The sequence below is a fragment of the Allobosea sp. genome, assembly GCF_035999205.1.
Taxonomy (GTDB): domain Bacteria; phylum Pseudomonadota; class Alphaproteobacteria; order Rhizobiales; family Beijerinckiaceae; genus Allobosea.
The window spans coordinates 142,520-166,232 of the sequence record NZ_DASYHA010000008.1 but is presented as its reverse complement, the minus strand read 5'-3'; the positions used below and the strand labels follow the sequence as shown (position 1 = coordinate 166,232).

The 23,713-nt window shown below is 69.1% G+C and carries 5 protein-coding genes; all 5 read right to left on the bottom strand.

All coding sequences use genetic code 11. The annotated features are described in order from the left end of the window. Positions 1-34 precede the first annotated feature (34 nt). Entirely contained in the window at positions 35-1,669 is a 1,635-nt protein-coding gene (locus tag VGN82_RS01875; protein ID WP_327525281.1) for a ShlB/FhaC/HecB family hemolysin secretion/activation protein, read from the bottom strand. Next, positions 1,666-20,370 (bottom strand): leukotoxin LktA family filamentous adhesin, encoded by an 18,705-nt coding sequence (locus VGN82_RS01870; RefSeq protein WP_327525280.1) that lies wholly within the window; start codon positions 20,368-20,370, stop codon positions 1,666-1,668. Before VGN82_RS01870 ends, VGN82_RS01875 begins: the two co-directional genes overlap by 4 nt. Positions 20,371-20,372: 2 nt before the next feature. Continuing rightward, entirely contained in the window at positions 20,373-20,942 is a 570-nt protein-coding gene (locus VGN82_RS01865) for an invasion associated locus B family protein (RefSeq protein WP_327525279.1), read from the bottom strand. A 360-nt stretch (positions 20,943-21,302) separates the two neighbouring features. Next, on the bottom strand, positions 21,303-22,676 hold the full coding sequence (locus VGN82_RS01860) for an MFS transporter (protein WP_327525278.1): 1,374 nt from the start codon (positions 22,674-22,676) through the stop codon (positions 21,303-21,305). Beyond that, positions 22,670-23,608: a hypothetical protein gene (locus VGN82_RS01855; protein WP_327525277.1), complete on the bottom strand. Its 939-nt coding sequence runs from the start codon at positions 23,606-23,608 to the stop codon at positions 22,670-22,672. Before VGN82_RS01855 ends, VGN82_RS01860 begins: the two co-directional genes overlap by 7 nt. Positions 23,609-23,713: the final 105 nt, after the last annotated feature.

Here is a 23,713-nt window from a genome sequence, read left to right as displayed (position 1 = left end):
GTTCCTTGGAAAACTCGGATGGTCCTGGAAGAAATCAGATGGTCTTGCGCAATGTGAGCCGGAAATAGAGCTCGACGTCGCGCTGCACCGGCGTCACGCGTTCGAGCGGCCGCCCGACGCCGCCCTCGAGCGAAACCCAGTCGATCGGGCGCCAGATCAGGCCAGCGCCGACCGAGGTGGCGCGCGTCGTCGTCGTGGCATTGAAGTAGGTCTGGCCATGATCGAGAAAGACGAAGGCTTCGAGCTGCTGCAGCGGTTCAGGCACCAGATAGTGCAGCTCCGCCTGCGCGTAGAATCCAGAATTTCCGAAGGCGGCGCCAATCGGATAACCGCGCACCGTCGTCGGTCCGCCGATCTGGAAGATCTGATCCCCGGGCAGCTGCGTCTCGCTGGTGTATTGCCCGGCGCCGGTGAGCAACCCGTAGACATTGTCCGTCATGCGCCAGACCGAGCTCGTGTTGCCGGTCCAGATCGTGAAGTTCCGGTTGACGCCGGCAAGCTTGTCCTCATGGGCCACCTGCGTCCAGTTCGCCGTTGAGGAATGGGTCAGGGTCGGCAGCGTCACGTTCAGCGCGACGCCGGCGAGGCTGCGTGTATAGCTGCTCTCGACGGTCGCGACGTCGAGGTGCTTGCTCTTGCCGCTGCCGAAGCCGAGCCCGCCTGTAGCCTGCAGGAGAATGACGTCCGTGGCGAAGACCGGCTGCGACAGCGTCAGCGCTCCGCTCTCGGAGATGCCTTCCGGCCTCAATTCGCGGATCGCGCCATTGACGATGTGAAAGGCCGAGCGCGTGAAGCTGAGGCCGAGCCGCGTGCCCCAGGGCGAGACCGGAAGCGTGTAGCTGCCACTGCCGAGGATGCTGCCGCGGGCCCGCGTGCCATAGAGCACCAGCCGGTCGTCGATACCGAGCAGGTTGTGGTGACGCAGGAAAAGCGTGCCCTGATAGCGCCCCGTCGAAAGCACGCCCTGATTGTCGTAGGAGAACTGGACGACGTTGCGCGCCGGCTCGGTGACGGCGAGATCCAGATCCGTCAGGCCGAAGCTGGCGCCGGCGCTGAGCTGGGCCCTGATCTGCAGCTCGTTGAGCCGATTGAAGATCGAGACGGAGCGGTTGAGGGCCGGCGCATCGACGACGGTGTCCTCGCCGACCGGCACCTGCGAACGGATGTACCAGGGCCAGGTCTGGATCGCGCCGGAGATGCCGATCCTTCCGACACGGCCTTCGACGAGCCTGACCTGCAGGACGCCGCCATCGAGCTTCTGCGGCGGCAGCACGGCGCTCGCCGTGACCTGCCCCTTCTCGGCGTAGAGATCGTTGACCTCCTGGACGAGCCTGCCGATCCCCGCAAGGTCGATGCTGCGGCCGATATGGCGCGCGCGAATGGCGTCGAGTTCGGCCGGGCTGAGAAAATGCGACTCGCCGAATTCGATCCGCTTCAGCACGACGGTCGCGCCGCCAGCCGGGAATTCGAGCCTCGGCCCTGGCGCCGGAGCGATCACGGCCGGGCCACGCTGGCGCAGCGGGGCGGTCTCGCGCTCGATCTCGCGGCGCTGGCGCGCGGCCTCGTTTTCCAGTGTCTGCGGCAGGACCTGAGCTGCTGCCGGCCCCATCTGGCAACCGGCAGCAAGACCCAGGACGAAAGCGCAGGCGAAGCGTCTCGTCCGACTCAAGGCTGCTCCTCGAACCCTTCGAGATTGACGAGCGGTTCGGCCGGCGTCCCTCTGCCAGACAAGGCGGGGCGCATCTCGTCGGCGCTGCGCCAGCGACCATCCGTGCCCAGCACGAAGCCGCGCGCGATCTCGCCAAGGGAGAGCCCCGTCGGCAGCGCGACGCCGAGCCGCGCCATGTCGCGGGTGAGCGAAGCGCCGCTGGACGGCGGTACCTCGACCACATCGGAATCGAACCCCACGATGAAGGCGTTCGTGGTGAGCCGCTTGCCGTCGAGATCGAGCCAGAAGGGCCGGTCCTTGGCATAGAGCTGCACGTCGTAACCATTGATCGGAGCAAGGCCGCGGTTGTTGGCGAGGATCGTCATCGCCGGCGTCGTCAGCCGCAGGGCACCGGGTACGAAAGCATCGGCGATGGCGAAGTTGCTCGCGGTGGTCGCGAGCTGGCCATCGACGCTGGCGAAGCGGCCGATCCGGAAACGCTGCGCGTCGATCCCGAGATCGACATGGCTGGCCGTACGCTCGCGGAAGCCGCCGATTTCGAGCGCCAGAGGCAGTCCCGCCCCGGCAGGCAGCTGGACGATGTCGGCGGCGATCCGCGTGCCGAGGATCACGATGCTGTCGCCCGCGCCGAAGCGCCCGAGCCGGACCTCGTCGGGAGCGCCGATGACCGCGGCCCGCGCGGCACCGACGCCGAGCGCGATCGAGCCCTGGCCGCTGCGGCCCGCCTGCAGCGCGAGCAGATCGGTCGCGACGATCCGCGCACCGGTGATGTCGCCGTCTGCCGCAAGCGTGGCCGAGCGGCCGGCATCGACGAGATCGAAGCGGATGCTTTGCGCCTGCAATTCGGCATCGCGCCCGCTCGCCAACGTTCCGATCTCGATCGCACCGGTCGCGGAATACAGCGCGACGTCCATCCCGCCCCTCACCTTCCCCAGAGCGAGGTCGCCCAGCGACCGAACCATCACGGCACCGCCCGCATCCACGCTGTCGCCGCGAATCGTGCCGCTCTGCGAGAGAATGGCGATGCCGCCGGCCCGCGTCGAGCCGCTGGCGAGGGTTATCCCGGCGCCGGCCGAGAGCTCGAGATCCTGTTGCGCCGCCAGAGTGCCAGCGGCGATCGTGCCGCCTGCCGCCAGCCGCGCCGAGCCGCCGCCGGAAAGCCGGACGACCGACAATCCGGTCGCGGCTTGCAGCATGGCGTGACCGGTGGCGTCGACGTTCGTGAGGGAGAGCGCCGCTGCCGTCGAGATCGCAGTGAGATCGCGTGCCGCGAGCGTCCCGGCCGAGAGAGCGCCGGATGCGACGAGCGACGCATCTCCCGCGGTGGCTAGCGTGCCGAGCGCGATGCCGGCGGCCTGCGACGCCACCCGGAAGCCGCTGCTGCCCGCGGTCACGGTGTCGAGCGAGACGGAGCCGGCAGCCGCGACCGTGCCACCTGCACCGGCATTCGTCGTCGCAATGGTCACGGTGCCACCGCTTGAACGGATCACGAGGTCCGTCCCGGCATGAACCGCTTCGGCTGTGATGGCCCCGGCAGCCACCAGCGCGACAGCGCCATCCGCAACGAGCGACGTCGCCGTGATCGAGCCAGCCGAGGAGGCGACCGAGAGGCCGCCCCCCGCGGAGCCGGCATTGCGGAGCGTGATCGTGCCCGACGCCGTCAGCGCCGCATTCGCGCCGGCGCTCAGGCTGCCGAGGTCGAGTGCCCCATCGCTGGCGATGACGCTGGCCGCGCCGCCAGCCGTCAGGCCATGCGTCACCGCGATCGAGGTCGCAGCCGCCAGTGTCGCGTCGCCGCCGGCATCGATGCTGGCGACGGTGATGCTCGCGCCCGTCGAGGTGATCGCAAGGTTCCCCGCCGTCGTCGCGGCGGAGCCAGTGGCGATCGCGTCCGAAGCGGTCAGCGTCGCACCGGTTCCGGCGCTCAGGCTGCCGAGGTCGAGCGTCCCGCCGCTGGCGGTCGCGCTGGCCGCGCCGCCAGCCGTCAGGCCATGCGTCACCGCGATCGAGGTCGCAGCAGCCAGTGTCGCGTCGCCGCCGGCGTCGATGCTGGCGACGGTGATGCCCGCGCCCGTCGAGGTGAGCGAGACGCTGCCGAGACGGCTCGACACCGCGTCAAGCATGATCGCCGCCGAGGAGGACAGCGTGAGCGATGCGCCGGCCGCGAGGTCGCCAGCCTGGATCGCGCCGTTGATTGCCGTGACGGTCAAGGAACCGCCCGCGCCGAGCTGCCCTGCCACCGAGACCGAGGTCGCGGCCGTCAGCGTCGCGTCGCCAGCAGCGTCGATGCTGGCAGCGGTGATGCCGGCCCCCATCGAGGTGATGGCGAGGTTCCCCACCGTCGTCTCGACATCGCCGAGGGTGATCGCAGCCGATGCGTTCAGCGTGCCGGAGCCGGCGCTCAGACTGCCGAGGCCGAGCGTCCCGGCGCTGGCGGTTGCACTGGCTGCGCCGCCTGCCGTCAGGCCGTTCGTCACCGAGACCCAGGTCGCGGCGTTCAGCGTCGCGTCACCGGCCGCTGCGATGGAGGCCGCGCCGACACTGGCTCCCGTCGAGGTGAGCGAGACATTGCCGAGCAGGCTGGACACCGCGTCGAGCATGAGGGCCGCCGACGATGACAAGGTGAGCGAGGCTCCGGCAGTGAGGTCACCGGTCTGGATGGCACCGTTGCTCGCGGTGATGCTCAAGGAGCCGCCTGCGCCGACCTGCCCCGTCACCGAGACAGAGGTCGCAGCCGCCAGCGTCGCGTCTCCGGTGGCGGCGATGCTCGCGGCGGTGATGCCGGCCGCTGTCGAGCTAATGGCGAGATCGCCGGCCGTCGTCTCGACGGAGCCGAGGGTGATCGCGCCGGACGCTTCCAGCGTCGCGCCCGTGCCGGCGCTCAAGCTGCCAAGGCCGAGCGCACTGGCGTTGGCGGTGGCGCTCGCGGCGCCGCCTGCCGTCAGGGCATTCGTCACCGCGATGGAGGTCGCAGCCGTCAGCGTCGCATTGCCGGCCGCGTCGATGGCGGCGGCGGTGATTCCAGCCCCAGTCGAAACGATCGAGAGATCGCCGGCCGTCGTCTCGACGGAGCCGAGGGTGATCGCGCCGGCCGCTTCCAGCGTCGCGCCCGTGCCGGCGCTCAAGCTGCCAAGGCCGAGCGCGCCGGTGTTGGCAGTGGCGCTCGCGGCGCCGCCTGCCGTCAGGGCATTCGTCACCGCGATGGAGGTCGCAGCCGTCAGCGTCGCATTGCCGGCCGCGTCGATGGCGGCGGCGGTGATGCCGGCCCCTGTCGAGCTAATGGCGAGATCGCCGGCCGTCGTCTCGACGGAGCCGAGGCTGATCGCGCCGGACGCTTCCAGCGTCGCGCCCGTGCCGGCGCTCAGGCTGCCGAGGCCGAGCGTCCCGGCGCTGGCCGTCGCGCTGGCCGCGCCGCCTGCCGTCAGGGCATTGGTCACCGAGATGAAGGTCGCAGCCGTCAGCGTCGCGTCGCCTGCGGCGTCGATGGTGGCGGCGGTGATGCCCGCGCCTGTCGAGGCGATGGTGAGGTCCCCCGTCGTCGTCCTGGCCGAGGTCAGGCTGATCGCCCCGGTCGCCTCGAGCGAGCTGGAACCACCAGCCATGAGCGTACCGAGGGTGAGCGTGCCGTTGCTGGTTGTGATCGTAGCGCCGCCGCCGCTCGTGGCGGCATCGACGGCGAGGTTTCCGCCGGCAGTCAGGCGCAGGGCTCCGGCATCTGCCACAAGGCTGGTGGCACGCGTGGCCCCCGCGGTCGACAGATAGACTCCGCCGGCGAGGCTGCTCGCGGAGAGACCGGGCGCAGCAAAGGCCAGCGCCGAGTTCGCCGTACCGATGCCGCTGCCGGCGAGGAGCGCGATGACACCATCGGCCTGATGGGCATCGAGCCCCGCGCCGCTGTCGCCATTGCTCAGGATCGCGCCTGCGGCGGTCAATGCGATCGAGGCAGCGCCGGCCGATGGAACGAAGCTGCTGGCGATCCTGCCGAAGGCGATGTCGGCCCCCGAGCCGAGCGTGATGCGACCGGCAGCCGTGATGTCGGCGCCGCTCGCCATGCCGATGCGGGCGCCGGTCAGCGAGACCGCGCCGCTGTCGGAGCGCGCATGGCCGAGCACATCGATCGCGCCATCCGCCAGCACGCTCAAGCCATCATCGGCTGCGAGCATGCCGATGCGGAAGGCCACCGGTGACTGCCCCGCGATGACGGGGCCGGCGAGCCAGGCGGCGCCGCCGATGCTGCCCGAGATGTCACCGGTCGAACCGGCCTGCAGGCCGAGAGCGGCCGAGGCCTGACCGACATCGCCCGAGGCATTCAGCCTGATCGAACTCGCCGAAATCGCTACGCCGGGGAGATAGCCGCGGATGCCGCCGTTCACCGCCGTCAGCGAGGCCGTGCCCGACGCGAAGATACGACCGATCTCGGCATTGCCGGCATTGGCGACAAGATAGGCGTCGCCGGCGGCAGCCGAAGCGGAGACCAGCCTGCCGCCGATCTGGTAGGTCAATGGCGTCGCCGCCGACCCGATGCCGCCGCCGCCCGCGACGAGGACGAGATCGCCACCAGTCTGGATCTGGACGGGGTTGCGCGGCGTCGTTCCGTCCGCGCCGGTTGCGACCGCGATGGATTGCGGCGCCTGGAGATTAATCGTGCCGGTCGCCGTGACGCGGCCGATCGTCAGCGTGCCGCCCGCCGAGTGCGGGGTCGCGGTCGACTGCACATAGACGTCGCCCTGCGCCGAGCCGGAGAAGGTGCCCGTCGCATTGATGAAGAGTGGCGCGGTCTGCTTCAGGTCGACGCGGGTGAGCGTGACGCCGGCGGGGACGTTGTTGAGATCGGTCACCTCGACGAGGCTGCCGTCCTGGCGCTGCCCCATGAGCTTGACGGTACCCGGCGTGGTCGCGACCGAGAGCGCCGCGAGCTGCGCGTTGCTGATCGAGCCATTGCGGATATCCGACAGCGAGACCTGCATGTCCGGCGCGAGCGAGCCGATGCTGCCGGCGATGTTGAGTGTCACATCGTGGCCGACGACCAGCGCCGTGCCGTTGCCGACAACGCCGGAGGCCGGCTGCAGCGCGGACTGGTTGATCGCCGAAACGAGCTGGCGATCGGTCCAGACGGCGTCGCCCGTGATGCGCTCGACAAGCCCCGTCGCGGCATCGGCATTGGTCGTCCGGAAGCTGTAATTGCTTTCCAGCGAGTTCGCGTCGAAGCGGGCCATCGTCGCCCAGCCCGTGCCATAGGCGGCCTCGAAGGCGCTGGCATAGGCGGCGTAGCGGCCCGTGGCGTAGGCCTTGACCTCCTGATCGGTGGCCGCATGGCCGAACGCGAGGGAGGCAGCGGCCCGATAGAGCGGGATCGCGCTGGCGTTCAGCTCGAAGGCGCCATTCTCGTCGAAGCCGCCATTGCGGATGAGCGCCGAATAGAGGCCGTAGGCCTGCGTCACCTGCGCCTCGAAGGTCGCGACATTGGCCTGAGCCGCAGCCTGGGCGCCATCGGCCGCCGTCAGCTTGAGGGCGCGCGAGACCTGCGAAAGCTGCTCGGCGCTCAGTGCCTGCGCCGCCGTCTGGCCGGACGCCGAGACGAGCCGGCCGCCGGTGACGTCGATGCGCACGTCACCGGTCTCGCTCGCGACCTGGCCGACCCGGAGATCGCCGGCGACCTGCGCGATGCCGATGTCGCCGCGTGCCGAGAGATTGACGACGCCGTCGACATAGCTGCCGTTCGGCAGCTGCGTCGCCACGGCCCGCATCTTCAACAGGTTCGAGACCGAGCCGATGCCGCCGGTCTCGCTCGCCAGCGTGATGTTGCGGCCGACGACATGGGTCGCGACCCCGGTTGCGGCCTCGAGGCCACCCGTCGCCCGAACGGTGATGTTGCCATAGGCGTTCGGCGTCTGGTCGGCGCGCAGCGCCAGCACCCGGGCGCCGCCGGTAATGTCGAGATTGATGCCGCCGCTGCCGCTCACGGCGCTGAGCTCCGCGCCGCTGGTCAGCGTCGCCTTGATCGCCTGCGATGCCGTGCCGATGGAATCGCGCGCGGTCAGGTTCAGGTTGTTGCTGAGGATCGTGGCATTGTTCGTCTGGGTGAAGCTGCCGCCCGAGGCGACGATCGTCGTCGTGCCGCTCGGATTGACGATGGTGCCGTTCTGCAGGACGGAGCCGTTCGAGGTGATGTTGACGCGGCCGGCCGCGTTGCCGGCGAAGCTGACGTCGAACGGATTGTCGGCCTTCACCGACGTCGTGACCTGGACGAAGGCCCGGGTCGCGTAGTTGTAGTTCCACACGGCCTGCGAGGCACCCTGCTGGGCAACGAAATCGTAGTCGCAGTGGTTGATCGCCTGGCCGTTGCAGCCGCCATAGCTCGCCGAGTTGTGGATCATGTCGAGATGGCCGCCGGTGATCTCCTGCGTCATCCCGACATGGGTGAGGCCGAGATCGCCCGTTGTCACCTTGCCCGAAACCTGCGTCGCGCTCGGCGCCTGTTCATTGCGGGACCACCAGTAGATCCAGTCCGCGCCCGGATTGGTGCTCGGCGACTGATTATCGACATAGACCCAAGGGTTGCCCGAGGTGCCGGAATCGTAGCGCCAATAGACGCCCGGGATGTTCGCCTGATTGCGGTTCGCCTCGGTCAGGCCGACCTTCTGAAGAATGGCCTGCTGCGTCCATTCATAGCGGGTGCCGGCAACGGGGTCGTAGTGCGTCGTATCACCCGAGATGAAGGTCCAGGGGGTCGAGGCGCCCGCACCGCTCAGGATTGGCTGCGCTCCGTTGTGCGTCTTGTAGACCGCGATGCCCGAGCCGGGCGTGTAGGCGTAGACGGTCGTGTTCGGCCCCGAGGTCACGAGGCGGTCGACGATGGTGATCTTGCTGACGCTCGCAGCGACGCCGACGCCTGTGCCGGTGTTGACGCGGTTGACGATGAGGTCGAGCCCGGAGGTGTTGTTCAGGCTGACATCGCCGTAGCCGCCATTGATCTTGATGGAGCCGAGCGTGTTGGTGCTGATGATCTGGCCATCGAGCAGCACCGAGCCACCGCCCGAGGAGGCATTGATGTCCCAAAGGACCAGCCGATCATTGGCGAGATCGTAGTATAGCGGCGCCGCCCCCGCATTTGACCAGGCGCCACCCAAGGCCTCCTTGAGGCCGACTTCGACATAGCCGCGATCAAGGTAATATTGGCGCTGGTTCCGGAGGCTGGCAGCCATGCCGGCATCGACCGTCCCCGACCAGTTGGTGATCCTCCCCGCCTCGATCGAGGCGTTGATGTTGATCGTCGCCGCCTTGATCGCGACCTGGGCGCCATAGATCTTGGGGGTGCTGCCCACCGCAGCCGGATTGCTCTCGCGATAGGTCGCGATCGTCGGCAGCGCCTGGAAATTGATGCCCCGGCCCATGTTGTAGTCGCCGGTGCAGTTGGCGCCGGAATCGGCGATGTAGCCGGCACAATTGCCGAAGAACTGCAGCGAGTAGTTGCGCGTCGCGCCCTCGTCCTGCCTGCCGTAAAGGAAGTAGTTCAGGTTGGTCGCACCCGCTGCCGCGGCCAGCGCATTGGCCGCTGCGATGACCGCTTCATTGACATCGAACGAGGCCGACCCTGGCCCGCCGCCGGGATAGTAGATCGCATGGGCGTACTCCCCCTGCGGCGAGCCGCCGGCATTGTACATGCCGTTCGGCCCGTTCGATGAGACCGCGACTGCCCCATTCGGCACGGTGGCGTTGAACTGCATCGCGTCGATGCGCTGGCCGGAGAAGCCGAACGAGCCCAGCGTATTGTTGAGCGAGACCAGACCGCCGAGATTGGTGATGTCCCCCGAGATCAGCAGCGCCGGCCCGTGGCCACTCGCGTCGAGCTGGCCTGCATAGGCGTTGTCGATGATGATGAAGGGCGTCGCGTCGGGATTCTCGCGCCGCGTCAGCGACCCGCTGGAACCGACGATCTGACCGCCGGCCGACTCCGGGATATAGGCGCCGCCATCGAGCACGAGATAGGCGTTGCTGCGGTTGATCACCGTGATCGAGGGGCCGCCATTGGCGACGAGAGAACCGCTGCCCTGGACCGTGCTGGCGTTGACGAAGACGTTGCCGCCCGCCGCATAGAGCTGGCCGAGCCGTACCGCTTTCACCGGGGAAGAGCTGACGCCGGAGATCAGCGTGCTGGCGACCGCCGCGTCATAGCGTGCATTGATGTAGGCGACGGGATCGAAAGTCGAAGTGAGGCTGCCGGTCACCGGCGCGCCGCTGACGAAGCGGATCGTCGGGCTCTCGCTCGGGCCGCACTGCACCGAAGCGTTGACGCCGCAGCCGATTTCGATGCGCTGGGTGTTGTAGATGCCTGCCGTCGCGGTACCGTTCATCACCAGGGTCGAGGTCGAGGACCTGCCGGGGCTGCTCGAACCGTTCGAGACCGGGATGAAGTAGAGCTGGTAGCCGTGGCCCGTGCCGTCGGCATCGGCGTGAAGCGCGCCGTCATAGGCCCCGATCGTGACGTTCTGGGCGCTGGCGATCGTGGCGCCGCTGGCGACCTCGAGCCGGGCATGGTTCTGAAGGTTGGTCGAAGCGTCGGCATCGGGAACGGCAATGAGGCCGCGGACGTAGCCGAGCGCGGTCGCTGTGCCCGAAAGCGCGTTGATGCCTGCTCCCGAACCATCGCGGCCGGCGGTGACATTGACGTCGTAGAGGCCGATCAGCGACGAGTCGGCGCCGACCTTGACCGTGTTGTTGGTGATGATCGTGACGTCCGCATCAGCGATGCCGACGCCGGCCAGACCGTAGGTGCTGACATAGGCGTTGGCCTTGACCGCAGCGGTCGTGAAGGTGCCGATATTGATGGCGCCGAAGGAACTGAGCTCGTTGTCCTCGCCGAGCTCGACCTCGTTGTCGACCAGGGCCTCGTAGCGCGACGCGACGCCCGCGCCCTGCAACAGGCCACCGGTGGACAGGGTCGCGGTGTCATCGCCGGTCAGGTCGGTCGTTGCCCGGAGCAGGATCGAGCCCGGGGCGGCGGTCGGGCTCTGGCCCCCGGCGAGCGTGACGTCGTCATCAAGATCCACGCGCGAGGTACCGCGGATCGTGGTCTCGGAGGTCGCGCCGGCACCGTTGATGCCGCCGCCGGCGGCGGCGCGGACGCTGTCACCGAGATCGAGCTGGGTGAAGGCGCTGCGGCTGATCAGCGAAATCGCCTGCAGGCAGCTCGACAGGTAGCAGCCCGCCGTGTTCGGACCTGCGGCGGTGATGCGGCTGCCGGCGCCGATCTCGGTCAGCACATGGACGGTCGCGTTGTTCGCCGCCAGCGAGGCGCTGGCGCCGAGCGCCGAGGCCTGCAGGCTGTCGACCAGCGCGGCATAGCGCGTCGTATGGCTGGCGGCGATCGTGACGAGCCCGCTCGCGATCACCACATCGTCGCCGAGCGAGGCGGTAACGGTCGAGGTGTTGGAGGTCGTGCCTTCGGCGCCCGAGCCCGCATACAGGCCACCGCTGCCGGCTTCGGCACGGGCGATCTGCGTGTCGGTTCCTGTGGCGGTCAGGCTGAAGCTGCCGGTGCCGCTGCCGTTCATCGTCGCGCCGGTGCCGAGCGAGGCGGTCGTCGTCGTGGTCGCATCCGCGAGCGCCTTGACGACGCCGATCGCAGCCGTGCCAGCCACCGCGACGCCGCTCGCTGTCGCGCCCTGAAGCGTGGTGTTGTTCGCGCTGACGCCGACGATGCCGGACGACAGCCGGACATGGTCGCCGACCGTTGCCTCGACGACGCTGGTGTTGCGAGCCTGCGCATCGGTACCGGTGGCGCTGACGTAATAGGCGCCGGAACCGGCAATGGCGGAGGCCGCGGCGGAATAGCCGCCGCGCGAGAAGCCCCCGGTCGAACCCGCAAGCCGCATGGCATCGTCCGCGGCCGTTCCGAAGACCGAGCCGATCGCGGAAATCGAGAGCGTGCCGGCGGTGAACTGATTCGCAATCAGGGCGGCATTGCCGTCGACCTTGGCACGCGTCTGAGAATTGACGGTGGCGATGGCTTTGGCCACGCCGACCGCGAGGCCACCGGCGACCGCGACGCCGCGGGCGGAAGCCTTCGCATCCGGCGAGGCGGTGGCGGCGACGCTGATCGTGCCGGTCCCGACATTGGCCCTGGCCCCGGCGCCGATCTGTGCGGTGACGACCACGGTGTCTGTCGCCAGCGCCTCCGCGCCGGACCCAGCGGCGAGCAATCCGCCGACGCCTGCGACCGCAGCCGCATGGGCAGCGCCTGTGCTGCTCGCGCCCACGCTCAGCCCCGTACCGGTCAGGGTGGAGCCGGTGGCATAGGTCGCCTGAACCGTGCTGCTGGCGCTGCTGGAGGCGAGCGAAACGCCAAGCGCGAGGCCTCCGGCCACCGTCGCGCCAAAGGCATCCGAACGGCTGGTCTGGGTGTTGCCGGCGTTGACCGAGGATGTGCCGGTCACGGTCAGGTTGCCGCCAAGTGTCGCCGTGACGGTGTTGGCGATCGTGCCCCTCGCCACCGCCGCTCCGGCCGCCGCCGCCAGGGCGCCCGCACCGGCCTGAGACTCGACGCGGGCGGCCGAACCCGAGCCGTCGGTCGAGTTCGCGCTGACCGCGATCGAGCCCGTGTTGACCGTGATCTGGTCGAGGCTGGCCGAGACGGCGTCGCCGATATCGGTATAGGCCGTCGCCGCACCGCCGCCGACCGCGCCGCCGGCGCCGATACCATCGGTGATGTTGCTGGTCGCCGTGCGCGACAGCGCCGTGACCGCGACCGAGCCGCTGGAGATGCTGCCTCCGGTGACCGTCGCAGCGGTCCGCGAGCCGGCTGAATCGAGCAGGGCGCTGGCGCTCTGCGAGGTCGGCGCGACGATGCGGCTGCGGTTGGCGTTGAAGAAGCTGTATTGCTCCGCGGCATAGGCCCGCACCTCGGCATCGCTCGCAGCGTGCCCGAGACTGGCCGTGGCCTCGGCCCGGTAGGTGGCGAGGCCGGCGCTCGTCAGCGTCAGGACACCATTGGCGACGCTGCCATTGGCGAGGAGACGGGCATAGGCGTTGTTGGCGGCGCTGCGGATTTGGTCGTCGCTGGCGCCCGGGGTCGTCGCGATCACGGTCTGGCGATAGGCGGAGACACCGGCATCGCTCATCAGATAGGAGACGGCGCCGCCGCGCAGCGCGGTATAGCGCTGCGCTGCCCAGTCGCGCACCTGCGTTTCGGTCGGGCTGGCGATGCCAAGCGCCGTCGCCGCCGTTGCGGTGAGGGCAGTGACACCGGACCTCGTCAGCGTCAGCGCGCCATTCACGACCGAACCGTTGGCGAGCAGCAGGTTGTAATCCGCCCCCGCCGCGCTGCGCAGATCGGCCTCGCTCAGCGAAGCATGGCGTTGCGCCGCCCAGTCGCGCACCTGCGCATCAGTCGGGCTCGCGATGCCGAGCGCAGTCGCCGCGGTGCTGCGCAGATTGGCCACACCAGCACTGGTCAGCGTCAGCACGCCACCCGAGACCGTGCCGTTCGTCTGCAACTGGTTGCGCAGCACGGTATCGCTGAGCGTCGAATAGCGCTGCGCCGCCCAGAAGCTCACCTGCGTGTCGGTCGTATCGTCCGAGTCGATGCCAAGCGCAGTCGCTGCAGCGTTACGCAGGGCGGAAATGCCGGAAGCCGTCAGCGTCAGCTCGCCATTCATGAGCGATCCATTGGCGAGCAACTGATTGTATTCCGCCTGCGCGGCTTCGGACAAAGCAGGCGTGTTTATCGTGAGGCCCGCGGCGTTGCGATAGCTCAGATATTCCGCAAGCCCAGCCGAGCTCAGCACGAGATCGTCACTGCCGGCCGTGAGCTGGCTGAGACGCGCGAGCGTGCCGTTGCCGCCGGCATTGAGCTCGTTGCGCGCCTCCTGCGGCGCGCCCTTGCCGACCGAGATTAGCGCGACCGCGGCACCAATGCCGACCGAACCACCGGCACCGTAGGTCATGGTATTCGCATCGACGACGCGATCGGAGGTCGCGGAGGCCGAGACGGCGCCAGGCGCGGACAGCGTCGAGCCCGTGATGTCGGCGAGCACGCGGCTGTCGAGGTTCGCGATGTTGGCCGCCGCACCGGCACCGACGGAGCCGCTGGCGCCGCCGGCGGTCGTCGCGGTGATCGAGACGGTTTCGTTGGCGGTGACGCTGATGCCGGCCGCGCTGGCGGGGCGCAGCGTCGCGTTGACGCCGTAGAGGCCGGCCCGCGTCTCGTTCTCGACATCGACGAAGGAGACCATGCCGGCGACGCCGGCAAAGCCGCCGGCCGCGCCGCCCGCCGAGAGCGTGGTGAAGGCGTTGACGCTGCGCGCCGCCACGGCGAGCGCGCCATTCAGATTGAACGTGGTCTGACCGGCCCCGCCGCCGATGGTTGCCAGCGTCTTGTTTCGGCTCGTGCCGACCACGAAGGACGAGCCCATGCCGACGCCGCCGACCGTGGCGGACGTCGCCTGGGCATAGAAGCCGTTGCGGCTTTCGGCATCGACGCCGACGCGGCCGGCCGTGACGAGGCCCTGGTCGAGCTCGGCGGTCGTCGTCGCCGCGAAGCTGTTGACGACGCCGGAGGCGGCCCCGCCGCCCAGGCCGATCGCGGCGCCGACGACATTGCTCGCGGCCGATTGCGAGGCGTTGGCGGCGATGTCGAGCGCAGTGACGCCAGGGCCGGTGAAGCCCGGCGTGGTCGTGCCCAGCGTCGAATTGGTGAGCGCGGCGCGGGTGCTGCGCCCCATGATCGTGTTGGCCTCGCCGCTAGCCGCCGCGACACCGCCGATCGAGCCGACCGTGATGAACGTGCCGGCATAGGAATGGCTCGCCGCATCGACGACGACCGTCGTCGAGTCCGTACCGGTCAGGCGCGTGTTGACGGCGCTGGCGTCGATCGTCGCGCTCGTGCTGCCGGTCAGCACGTTTCGGATGGGGACGATCGCGAGAGCCGCGCTGACGGGGAAGATCGCGACACCGCCGGTCACCGCATTCGCCAGCACCGATTGCTGCGAGGTCGCAATGACGCCGAGGCCATGAACGCTGCGCGCCGTCATCGCGAGCGAGGGCTGGACGGAGCTCGGGCCGTTGGCGGTCGTCAGGTTGAAAGCCGTCGCGAGCTGGCCGGCATGGTAGCCCAGCGAGCCGGCACCGCCGGCGCGCGCATCGACGGTGCTGCCACCGCCAATCGAGGCGGTGGTCTCGCCGCCGACCGTGTTCTTGACGACCGACAACCCGCCCGCGACGCTGGGTGCCCCGACGGTCACGCCGAGCGCGCCGGCCGAGACCGTGATCCGGTCGGTGTTCGCGGCGAACAGCCCGAGATTGTTGCCGGCGATGATGTCGGCGCCCGTGACCGTCGCGCCGACATCGGTGTCGACGGTGTTGCTGGCGATCGAGCCGGCGAGGCCGACATTGCGCGACATCGCGATGCCGATCGCGATGGCATCGATCGTCGCGGTCGAGCCGGCACGCAGCACCACGTCGCCGGTCGTCCTCAGCCGCGCCGCGTCAACCTCGGTCGAAACCTCGTTGGCGACATTGCTTTCGACGACCGAGAGGCCGAGCGCAGCCGCCCCGAAGCCGAGGCCGAGCGAGCCGGCAGCACCGCGGATCGCCGAGGTAGCGGCGCTGGCGACGTTGATGTCGCTGGCCGTCACGACGGTTCCCGTCCCACCGATGCGGGCGCGCGATATGTTCTCGATCGACTGCAGCACGACCGAGGCGGTTCCCGCGAACTGGCCGGTCGCGGCGCCGAGGCCAACGGCGACGCCGGTCAGAGTCGCGCCGTCCTGAGCGAGGACACTGACATTGCCGCCGGCGGTGACCGTGGCGAAGTCGATCGATGCGATATGCGCCTGCGCGATCGTGTTGCTGAGCAGAGCGACGCCGGCATTGTTGCGGCCGATCTGGACAAGGGTCGCGATCGCGACGACGGCGGCGCCCTGCGGGTTCGCGACACCTTCGTTCGCGGCTTCGCCGGTGAAGTCGATTTCCGATTCGTCGGTCGCGGAGACGGCCTGGCGGCCGGAGATGAGATTGTCATAGGTGGCAATGCGACTGCCGTCGGCGAGTACTCCGACATCGCCCGAGACCGAAACCGTCGCGAGCGAGCCGGCCAAGCCTTCGATCGCCGCGCGTGTCGTCGGCCTGACATTGTTGATGACGAAGACGCCGCCGAGCCCATTGCCGCCGAGACCGGCCGTGGCCGCCGACGAGATGATCCGGCTGGCGTTGGAGGCGCGGACCTGCAGCCCGTCGAGGCCGGTGAGGCTGGAGCGCGCCACCTTCGCGCTGACCGCGTCCTCGCCGTCGGGATCGCGAATATCGACATAGGTCAGCGCCATGCCGATGCCGACCTGGCCTCCGACATAGGCCGCGCCGCCACCGATGCCGATGTCGGTCGTCTGGTAGGCGCTGACGCGCGCGACCTGGGAGGCGGTGTTGCCCGCGACGCCGGAGATGAACGAATCTTCGATGCTTGCGGCGACGCGGTTAGTGACGAGGCCGAGCGCGGCCGAAATCGCAAAGGCTCCACCATTCGAGCTCGCCCCGGCGACACCGAGCCCGACCACGGTCGCCCGCCCGCCGGAGATCGCCTGCACGGTGGTGTCATAGACACCGGTCAGCCGCGAGGAGTGGGCGATGCGCGCGTCGGTGCTGTTGTCGAACTGGGCGATCGCGACCGCGCCGGCCAACCCGCCGCTCACCGGGCTGTCATTGCCGGCCATGTTGATCGCGGCCGAGCCTGCTGCGACCTCCGCGATGGTCGAGTTCAGCGCCGTGACGGTCGTCGTCAGCCCGTCGGTGTCCTTGGCGACGATCACCGCGCCATCGATCCAGGCGGATGTGCCGAGCGTCGTCAGCGCTACCGACGTGGTGCCGGCTCCGGTCAGGCTGACCGAGGAGGAGGTCGTGCTGTTGGCAGCCGCGCTCGCATCCTTGATGAAGTCCGGCATCTGCTCCTGCAGGACGTCCTGGACCCCTCCCCCGCTGCCGACGCCGGCTGCCGCGCCGGCGACGGAAGCGACGGTGAGGCGCCCCTCGGTCGTCGCCGTCACATCGACCGTATTCGCGGTGATCAGGCCCTGTGCCGCGTTGCCGGCCAGGCGGTTGTCGGCGAGGTCGTTGCGGTTGTCGCCGACATAGGCTCGGGTCACCGACGCCGCGTCGAGCACCGCAACAGCGCCGCCGACCGCATTTCCGCCGCCTCTGACCAGTGCGCCGCTGAGCGAGAAGACCGAGACGATCTGGTCCGCCTGCACCTTGAGGCTCGAGGTCGTGATCGTCGCCAGATTGCTGACCGAGGCCAGCGTCCGGTTGCTCATGCCGGCGATCGAAACGATGCCGTTGAAACCGATCGTGCCGGCGGAATAGCCCGATGTCGTCGCGACGGAGACCATCTTGTCGCTGGTCACCGCGGTGACTGCCACGCCTGTCGCCTCGATCGTCGCTCCCGCAGCGACGGCCGCCACGGTATTGCTGCTGCGGCCGATGTTCAGCATCGCGCCGCCCGCAGCCGAGCCGCTGCCGCCGGTCGCGCCGAGATAGGCGAAGTTGCCGCCGATATCGATGCTGTGCGTCACCGTGTCGGCGTCGATATGGACAGCCTTGTCCCACTGCTGCTCGTAGCCATAGTCGAGATGCGTCGACCAGGCGTCGTTGTAGCCGGACTGCTTCAGCCGCGCACCGCTCGCGACATAGGCCGAGCTCTCGCTATCGACGCGGAAATAGTTGATCGCGCCGGCGAGCCCGAGCTCCGAGGCCTGGCTGGAAGCGTTGGCGTAGCTCGTCAGAATATCGGAGACGACGCCCATATTGCCGTTGACATGCGTGAGCGTTTCGCCGAGCCCGCCCCAGTTCTGCCAGGTGTTGGAGATCGGCATTTCGTTGAGCGCGGCGACGCCGATGCGCTGCGCATCGATGGAGACACCGGAGCCGATCGAGGCCATGGCCTCGTGCTTGAAGTCCCCGACGCCGATGCCGAAGGAGAGCGAGATCTGCGCGGAAGGGTTCGCCGCCGTCGGATCCTTGGATGTCGAGTTGGTCGAGCTGTCGGCGACGACGCGCACCCCGAAATCGCGCTGGCGCGCGGCGACGACGACGTCGCCCGCGGCATAGATCGACGGCGCGGTGGCGCCTGCATCGGCCGCGATCGTCGCGCTGGCGCTCAGGCTGCTGTTGGCGACCGCGATCGCGCTGCCGACCTTGGCCGGAACGCTGCTGCTTCCCGTCTTCACCTTGCCGAAGATCTTGGTCAGGAGATCGGAGACGGTCGTCCCTTCATAGGCGAGATTGAAGAGAGCGTTGTTGCCGACCGTGGTCGAGGCGCTGGTCGCATTCTTCTCGGTGTCGGACGTCGCCTGGACCGTCAGGCTGCCGATCTTGGCGCCGCTCGAGCCGAGCGACGCGCCGAACTGCGCCTCCGCACTCGCCTTGTAGTCGGAATAAGCGAAGGCGATGCCACCGACGCTGCCCGCCGTCGCCATGGCCGTGGCCGAGGTCGAGAAATTATTCGAGTTACCGGCAGAGACATTGATTCTGCTGGTGTCGAGGCCCGTGATGATCGCGCCCGTATGCACCTTGGCCGAGGTCGCAACATCGACCGCGCCATAGGCGACCGTCGCCGCGACGACGCTCGAACCACTCGTCAGCGTCAACGCCGACGCCAGCAGGTTGACGTCGTTGAACGCATTGACGTCGAGATTGCGCCCGACGGTGATCGCGGCGCCGGAGGCGACATCCGCCTTCACCTCGCCCGAAATCTCGGCGATCGAGACCGCCGCGCCCCAGGGAAAATTGGCCGAAAGGGTCATCGCCGGCAGCGTGGCTTCCTGGAAGCCATTGGCCAGGAGCTTGACGTCCCGGGTCGCCGTGATCTCGGCGCCATCCTCGATCTCGATCTTGGCGCTGATCGTGCTGCCCACATAGGCGCCGTTCAGCCCGAACATCATCCCGCCGACGGTCTGGGCCGCGAGCGCGGCCATCGGCCCGGCGTTCGGGTCGGCATAGGAGGACTTGGCCCGCGCATCGGCGGTCATCTTGATGTCGCGGCCAGTGATCGTGCCGGAGACCTTGATGCTGGCATTCGCACTGGCAGGCCCGGCGATCAGTGTATCTGACTGGCTCGCATTGAGCGTCACGTCGCCGGCGGACCAGGAGGAGCCCGAGTTCACGACGTCGGTCAGCAGCTTGCCACGGACCTCGATGGTCGGCGCGGTGAGCGTGATGTTGCCCGAATTGCCGGTCGTGGGATTGAGGGCCGAGAGCTCGAGCTCGCCGTTGGAGCCCCTGTTGAAATGCCTCGTGTCGATAATGCCGTCGGCGGCGATGGTGATCTTGTTAGTGGCCTCCAGCGACACGTCCGTGCCGTTGGTGATCATGTTGGCGCTGCCGCCGGTGCCGATGACGATATTGGCCGGGTCGATATAGAGCAGCCCGGCCTTGCCGTTGCGGGCCGAGAGGTCGACGTCGATGGCGCCGAGCGTGACGGTGTCCTTGGCGCTGAGCTCGAGGAAGCCGCCATCGCCGCTCGTGCCAGCCATGCCGCGGAAGTGCGCGCCGCTTTCCACGTTCAGATTGGTGTCGGCGAAGACGATCGCCGACCCACCCTTGCCCGCCACGCCCTGCGCCGCGCTGACGTCGATCAGCGCCCCGCGGGCAATCGCGATCTCCGCCTGCGAGGTGATCGAGACCTTGCCGCCTTCAGCGGTATTGACGGCAGCGGAACCGGAACCCGCGCTGGCGAGAGCCGCCGCCGGCGCCATGCCGGTCGCGCTGATCTGCGCCGTCGCGGCGATGGTGGTTCCCTTGCCCGAGCGGATCGCGACGGTGCCGGCGGCACGGCGCGCCGTCGCATTGGCGCTGAGGCGCCCTGAAATGGTGGCGGTCCCCGCGGCGACGATCTCGATGCCGCCGCCCTTGCGTGCGACCATCGCGCCGCCATGGCTGAGCCCGGCCGTGTTGACGCTCTGCGAGAAGGCCGCGCGGTGGCGCTCGCGCCGCTCGGCGATGTCGACCGGGGCGCTGTTGGCGCGGATCTGCCCGGCGACGCTGACCGATTGGCCATGCAACGTGACACCGCGACGCGCGTTGATGGCGCCGTCGATCCGGATGTGGCCATCGGGCGAGACCGGCACGTCGTTGGCCCGTAGCCGCGCCGCCAGCGTTTCGTTGACGACGCCGTTCGGCCCGATGACCTGGTCGAGGAACTCGCGCGTCGGCGTGTTGACCGTGAGCTGGCCGGTGTTGATGACGCCGTTCGGCCCGACGGTGAAGCCGGCCGAGTCGGAGAAGTAGACATGGCCGCCGATCTGGCCGTTCCGGTACGAATTCAGGATGCCGTTGACGACGACCGGGCCGTCGCGAACGATGTTGACCAGCGCGCCCGTATTCTGCGGCAGGTGCATGTTGACGGTCGTGCCGGCTGCCTGCTCGAAGCGCGAGAAGGAATTGTAGCCGGCGCCGCCGGAAATGGTCTGCGTTGTGATCGTCGTTGTCGTCCCGGTGACCGCGACATTGGTCTGGGTGCGCCCGTCCGGGGTGATGATGTTCTGCGCGAAGGCCGGCGCGTTCCAGAGCGCCAGCGCCATCGCCTGCCCGACGAGGCAGCGCTGACGCCAGGAGGCGAGGATGGAACGGCGATCTGCCGTGCCGACCGGGAGGCGCAAGGCCGCGCCATTCGCCGCCTGGACCGATTTCAAACGATCTGCACGGCGGCGGGACATGGTTACAGCCGCTCCTTGGCGAGCGCCTCGACGGCCTGGTCGAGGCCGCGGGCGGAAAGAGGGAGCGCCAGTTCGCGGCCGGCGGCATCCTTGAAGAGGATGCGGCCGGGCTCGCTCGCCTTGCGCCATTGCCGGATCACGTCATCGCTCGGCGCGGTGTCGGCGAAGCAGCCATTGGGGATGCAGCGCCGCCATGCGAGTTCGAGCGGCTTGGCGTCCTTGTCGCCCATCACGATCTGGACGCTGCTCGGAAAGGTGACGCTGACCGGCATCACCGCCGTGACGCGCAGCGGTTCGCCGGCTCCCAGCCGGCCGAGCGCGATCTGGGCGATCGGGGTTTGCTGGCCCTGCGCCTGCAGGACCTGCGCGACCTCGCAGATGCGCCCGGGCTTGGCCGCGTCGCCGGTGCGCTGGCAACGCAGCGTCCAGTCGCCGAAGCTGGCGGTCGTGCTGCTGGGCTCGGCGGACACCGCCTGGGCCGCAGGCGCAGCCGGAGCGGCTGGAGTAGCCGCCTTCGGCGCAGCCTGCTGGGCCGAAGCCGGACCGGCCAAGGCCAAGGCCAACCAAAACATGCCAAGCGACGCCAGGCCAATCCTCTTTCGCAAAACCGTCTCGCTCCCTCTCGATCCAGGCCGGATCGCCCCCCAAGAGCGCTGCGGCCGTTCACTACAGGCGCCGCGCGAAGCCCCTCAGCTCTGCCCTCCGATGAATCGAAGGGTGGGCTGCAGGCGCGCTGCGACGCTCGCCGAAACGGTTCCCCGCTCGAATGAACGAGCAAGATTTCTCAGAATGCTCCTTTTTGCGCAATACGAGAATCAAAAATGGTCACACCGGACGGACGCCGCGCTGGGGACAAGTTCCCGATTGGTAAACAGGGGGCCCTAGCGCCGCTTCGCTTCCGGCTGAACACGCGGGACACGCGCCGGGCTGCTTCAGGCGACCGCCTGCCGCGTCCGCCCCTGCGGCCCCGCCACCGCCAGCAGAAACGCGCTGAGGCTCAGGGCGACCGCAATCAGCACGAACATGCCCCAGACGCCGACATGGTACATGAGAGCGAAGAAGACGAGCGGAACGAAGACCGAGACCAGGCGTCCCAGCCCCCAGGCGATCGACGTCCGCGAGGCCCGCCTCTCGGTCGGGACGATTTCGGCGGCGTAGACGCCGAGCACGCTGGCATAGACGGCACTGCACAGGGCGAAGGCAATACCGAGGCCGACCAGCGGCGCGAACTCCGTGGCCGCCGCGAAGGCGAGACCCAGGACCGCCATCGCGAGCGCGCAGACGATCAGGCTGGCCTTGCGCCCGACCCGGTCGATGACGGGGGCGACGAGCAGATTGCCGATGACCGGCCCGAACATGATCAGCCCCGCGGCAATCACCGAATCGCCGATGCTGAAGCGCTTGGCCACCATGACGGCACCGCTCATCAACGGAAAGCCGATCGTCGCCCAGGGCGCGAGGGCGTAGAGGCTGCCGAGGAACAACAGGGAAGCGCCGGTCTGCGGATGATCACGATGGTGCGCCGACTCGGGCGCTGGTCTGGCGACGCCAGCATTCGCAACGGCCACGGATGCCTGGCCCGCTCTTTGACGGCCGAAGCGCAGGAGAGCGGCCTCGGCCTCGGCGAGCCGGCCGGTCGCGGCCAGCCAGCGTGGCGATTCCGGCAGCAGGGCGAGCAATGCCGCCGCAAGCAGGGCCAGCACCGCCCCGGAGCCAAGCGCCCATCTCCAGCCCTCGAGGCCAAGGGCGGTCGGGGATGTCGCACGCATCAGGAAGATGATGGCGGGCGCCCCCAGGAAAGCGAGGCCGGCACAGAGGCAAACCATAGTCCCGCGCCAGCGCGGCGGCATCACATCGGCGAGATAGGCGGCAATCAGCGGCGGGCAGGCCCCGATCCCCAGGCCCGACAGGAAGCGGAAGCCGATCAGTGTCGCCGCGCCCTCACTCGCCGCCGCACCGAGCGATCCGGCGGCCACGGCGACCAGCGCCGCCTGCAGCGCCAGACGGCGGCCGACCCGGTCGCCGAACATGCCGAAGATCGGCGCCCCGACCGCGCCGCCGGCGAAGATCGCCGCCAGGAACAGCGACAGCTCCGTCTGCGTCATGCTGCGGGGCGGCGCCTGGAACACGGCTCCCAGGGCGTTGCCCAGCGCCACCTCGGCGATGTCGGCGAACAGCGCGAGCGTCCCGACGGCGAAGATCGCGAACCGCAGCCGACAGAAGGGCAGCGCATCGAGGCGCTCGGCGACCGTCAAATCGGGCGACGCCGTCGTCCGGGGCGCGTCGCCCCTGGCCACGTTCAGCACGACGGCCTGTCCCAGGCCTCCCCGCCCGCCTCGGCCAGGGCAAGGGCGGTCGGACGCTCCGGTTCGGCGACGCCGGTCGCGGCGTCGAAGGCATCGCCGATGATGGCGAGCTTAGCCGCCTGGACCTGCGCGTACTCGGCGCGGAAGCTGCGCGACAACCAGATCGGCGAGCGCCCGGGCGCTCCGCTCCAGCCGAGGCCACTGAGCGACGCCGCAGCCGCCAATGTCCGGCCGGCATGGGTCCGGGAGAGGTTCAGCGGCCGGGCCAGCGCGGAAATCGAGGTCACGTTGGTGACGGCCCTCTCCTGATGCGGCGCATCGACCATATCCAGACCGGCGATGAGGCGGTCCATCAGGCTGCCGCCCTCATCGACCGAGGCGAAGATCGCATAGATCGGCGCCGGGGCACGCAGCGCACGACAAGACAAGAGGCCTTCGGCAACGGACGGCTCCATATGCGCCAGCAACGATGTGTCGGCGCCCCTCAAACGCGCAGCTCGGGCACCCCCGTCAAGGGAATCGAGTGCCGCCAGATGCAGGCTGAACCATTCGCCCAGCGCCCACAAGGTGGACGGCGCGGGTTCGGCCAGACCGACCATCCCGCCCGCAGCGGGCTGGCGCGCCTGAATGATGCCATAGTGGAGCGCCTCGTCGAAAAAGGCGGCGGCGGTGTTGCGGCTCGCCAGCCCGTGCGCGACCGCCATGTCGGTGAAGTCGCGGCGCGAGATGCCCATGCGCCCGGCCTGTCGTCCGGGGAAGTAGTGGGACAGCGCCACATGCGACATGAGCCAGCGCTGCTGGGTCGAGAACTGCGAGGCGAGCCGGGGCGCTGCCACCTGAACAGCCTGGAATCCACCGGCCAGTCCATAAGCGACGTGATCGAACCGCGGATGCGCAAGCAGCCGTTCGATCTTCGAGTCCAGTGTCGGCATCCGCTCCCCACAGCCGGCGTCGCCGCGATGCCGGCGCGTTCGTCCTGACTATTTTGGGATCACATTGCACATTTTCGCGCAATCTGTGAATCGCGTTTTTGACCG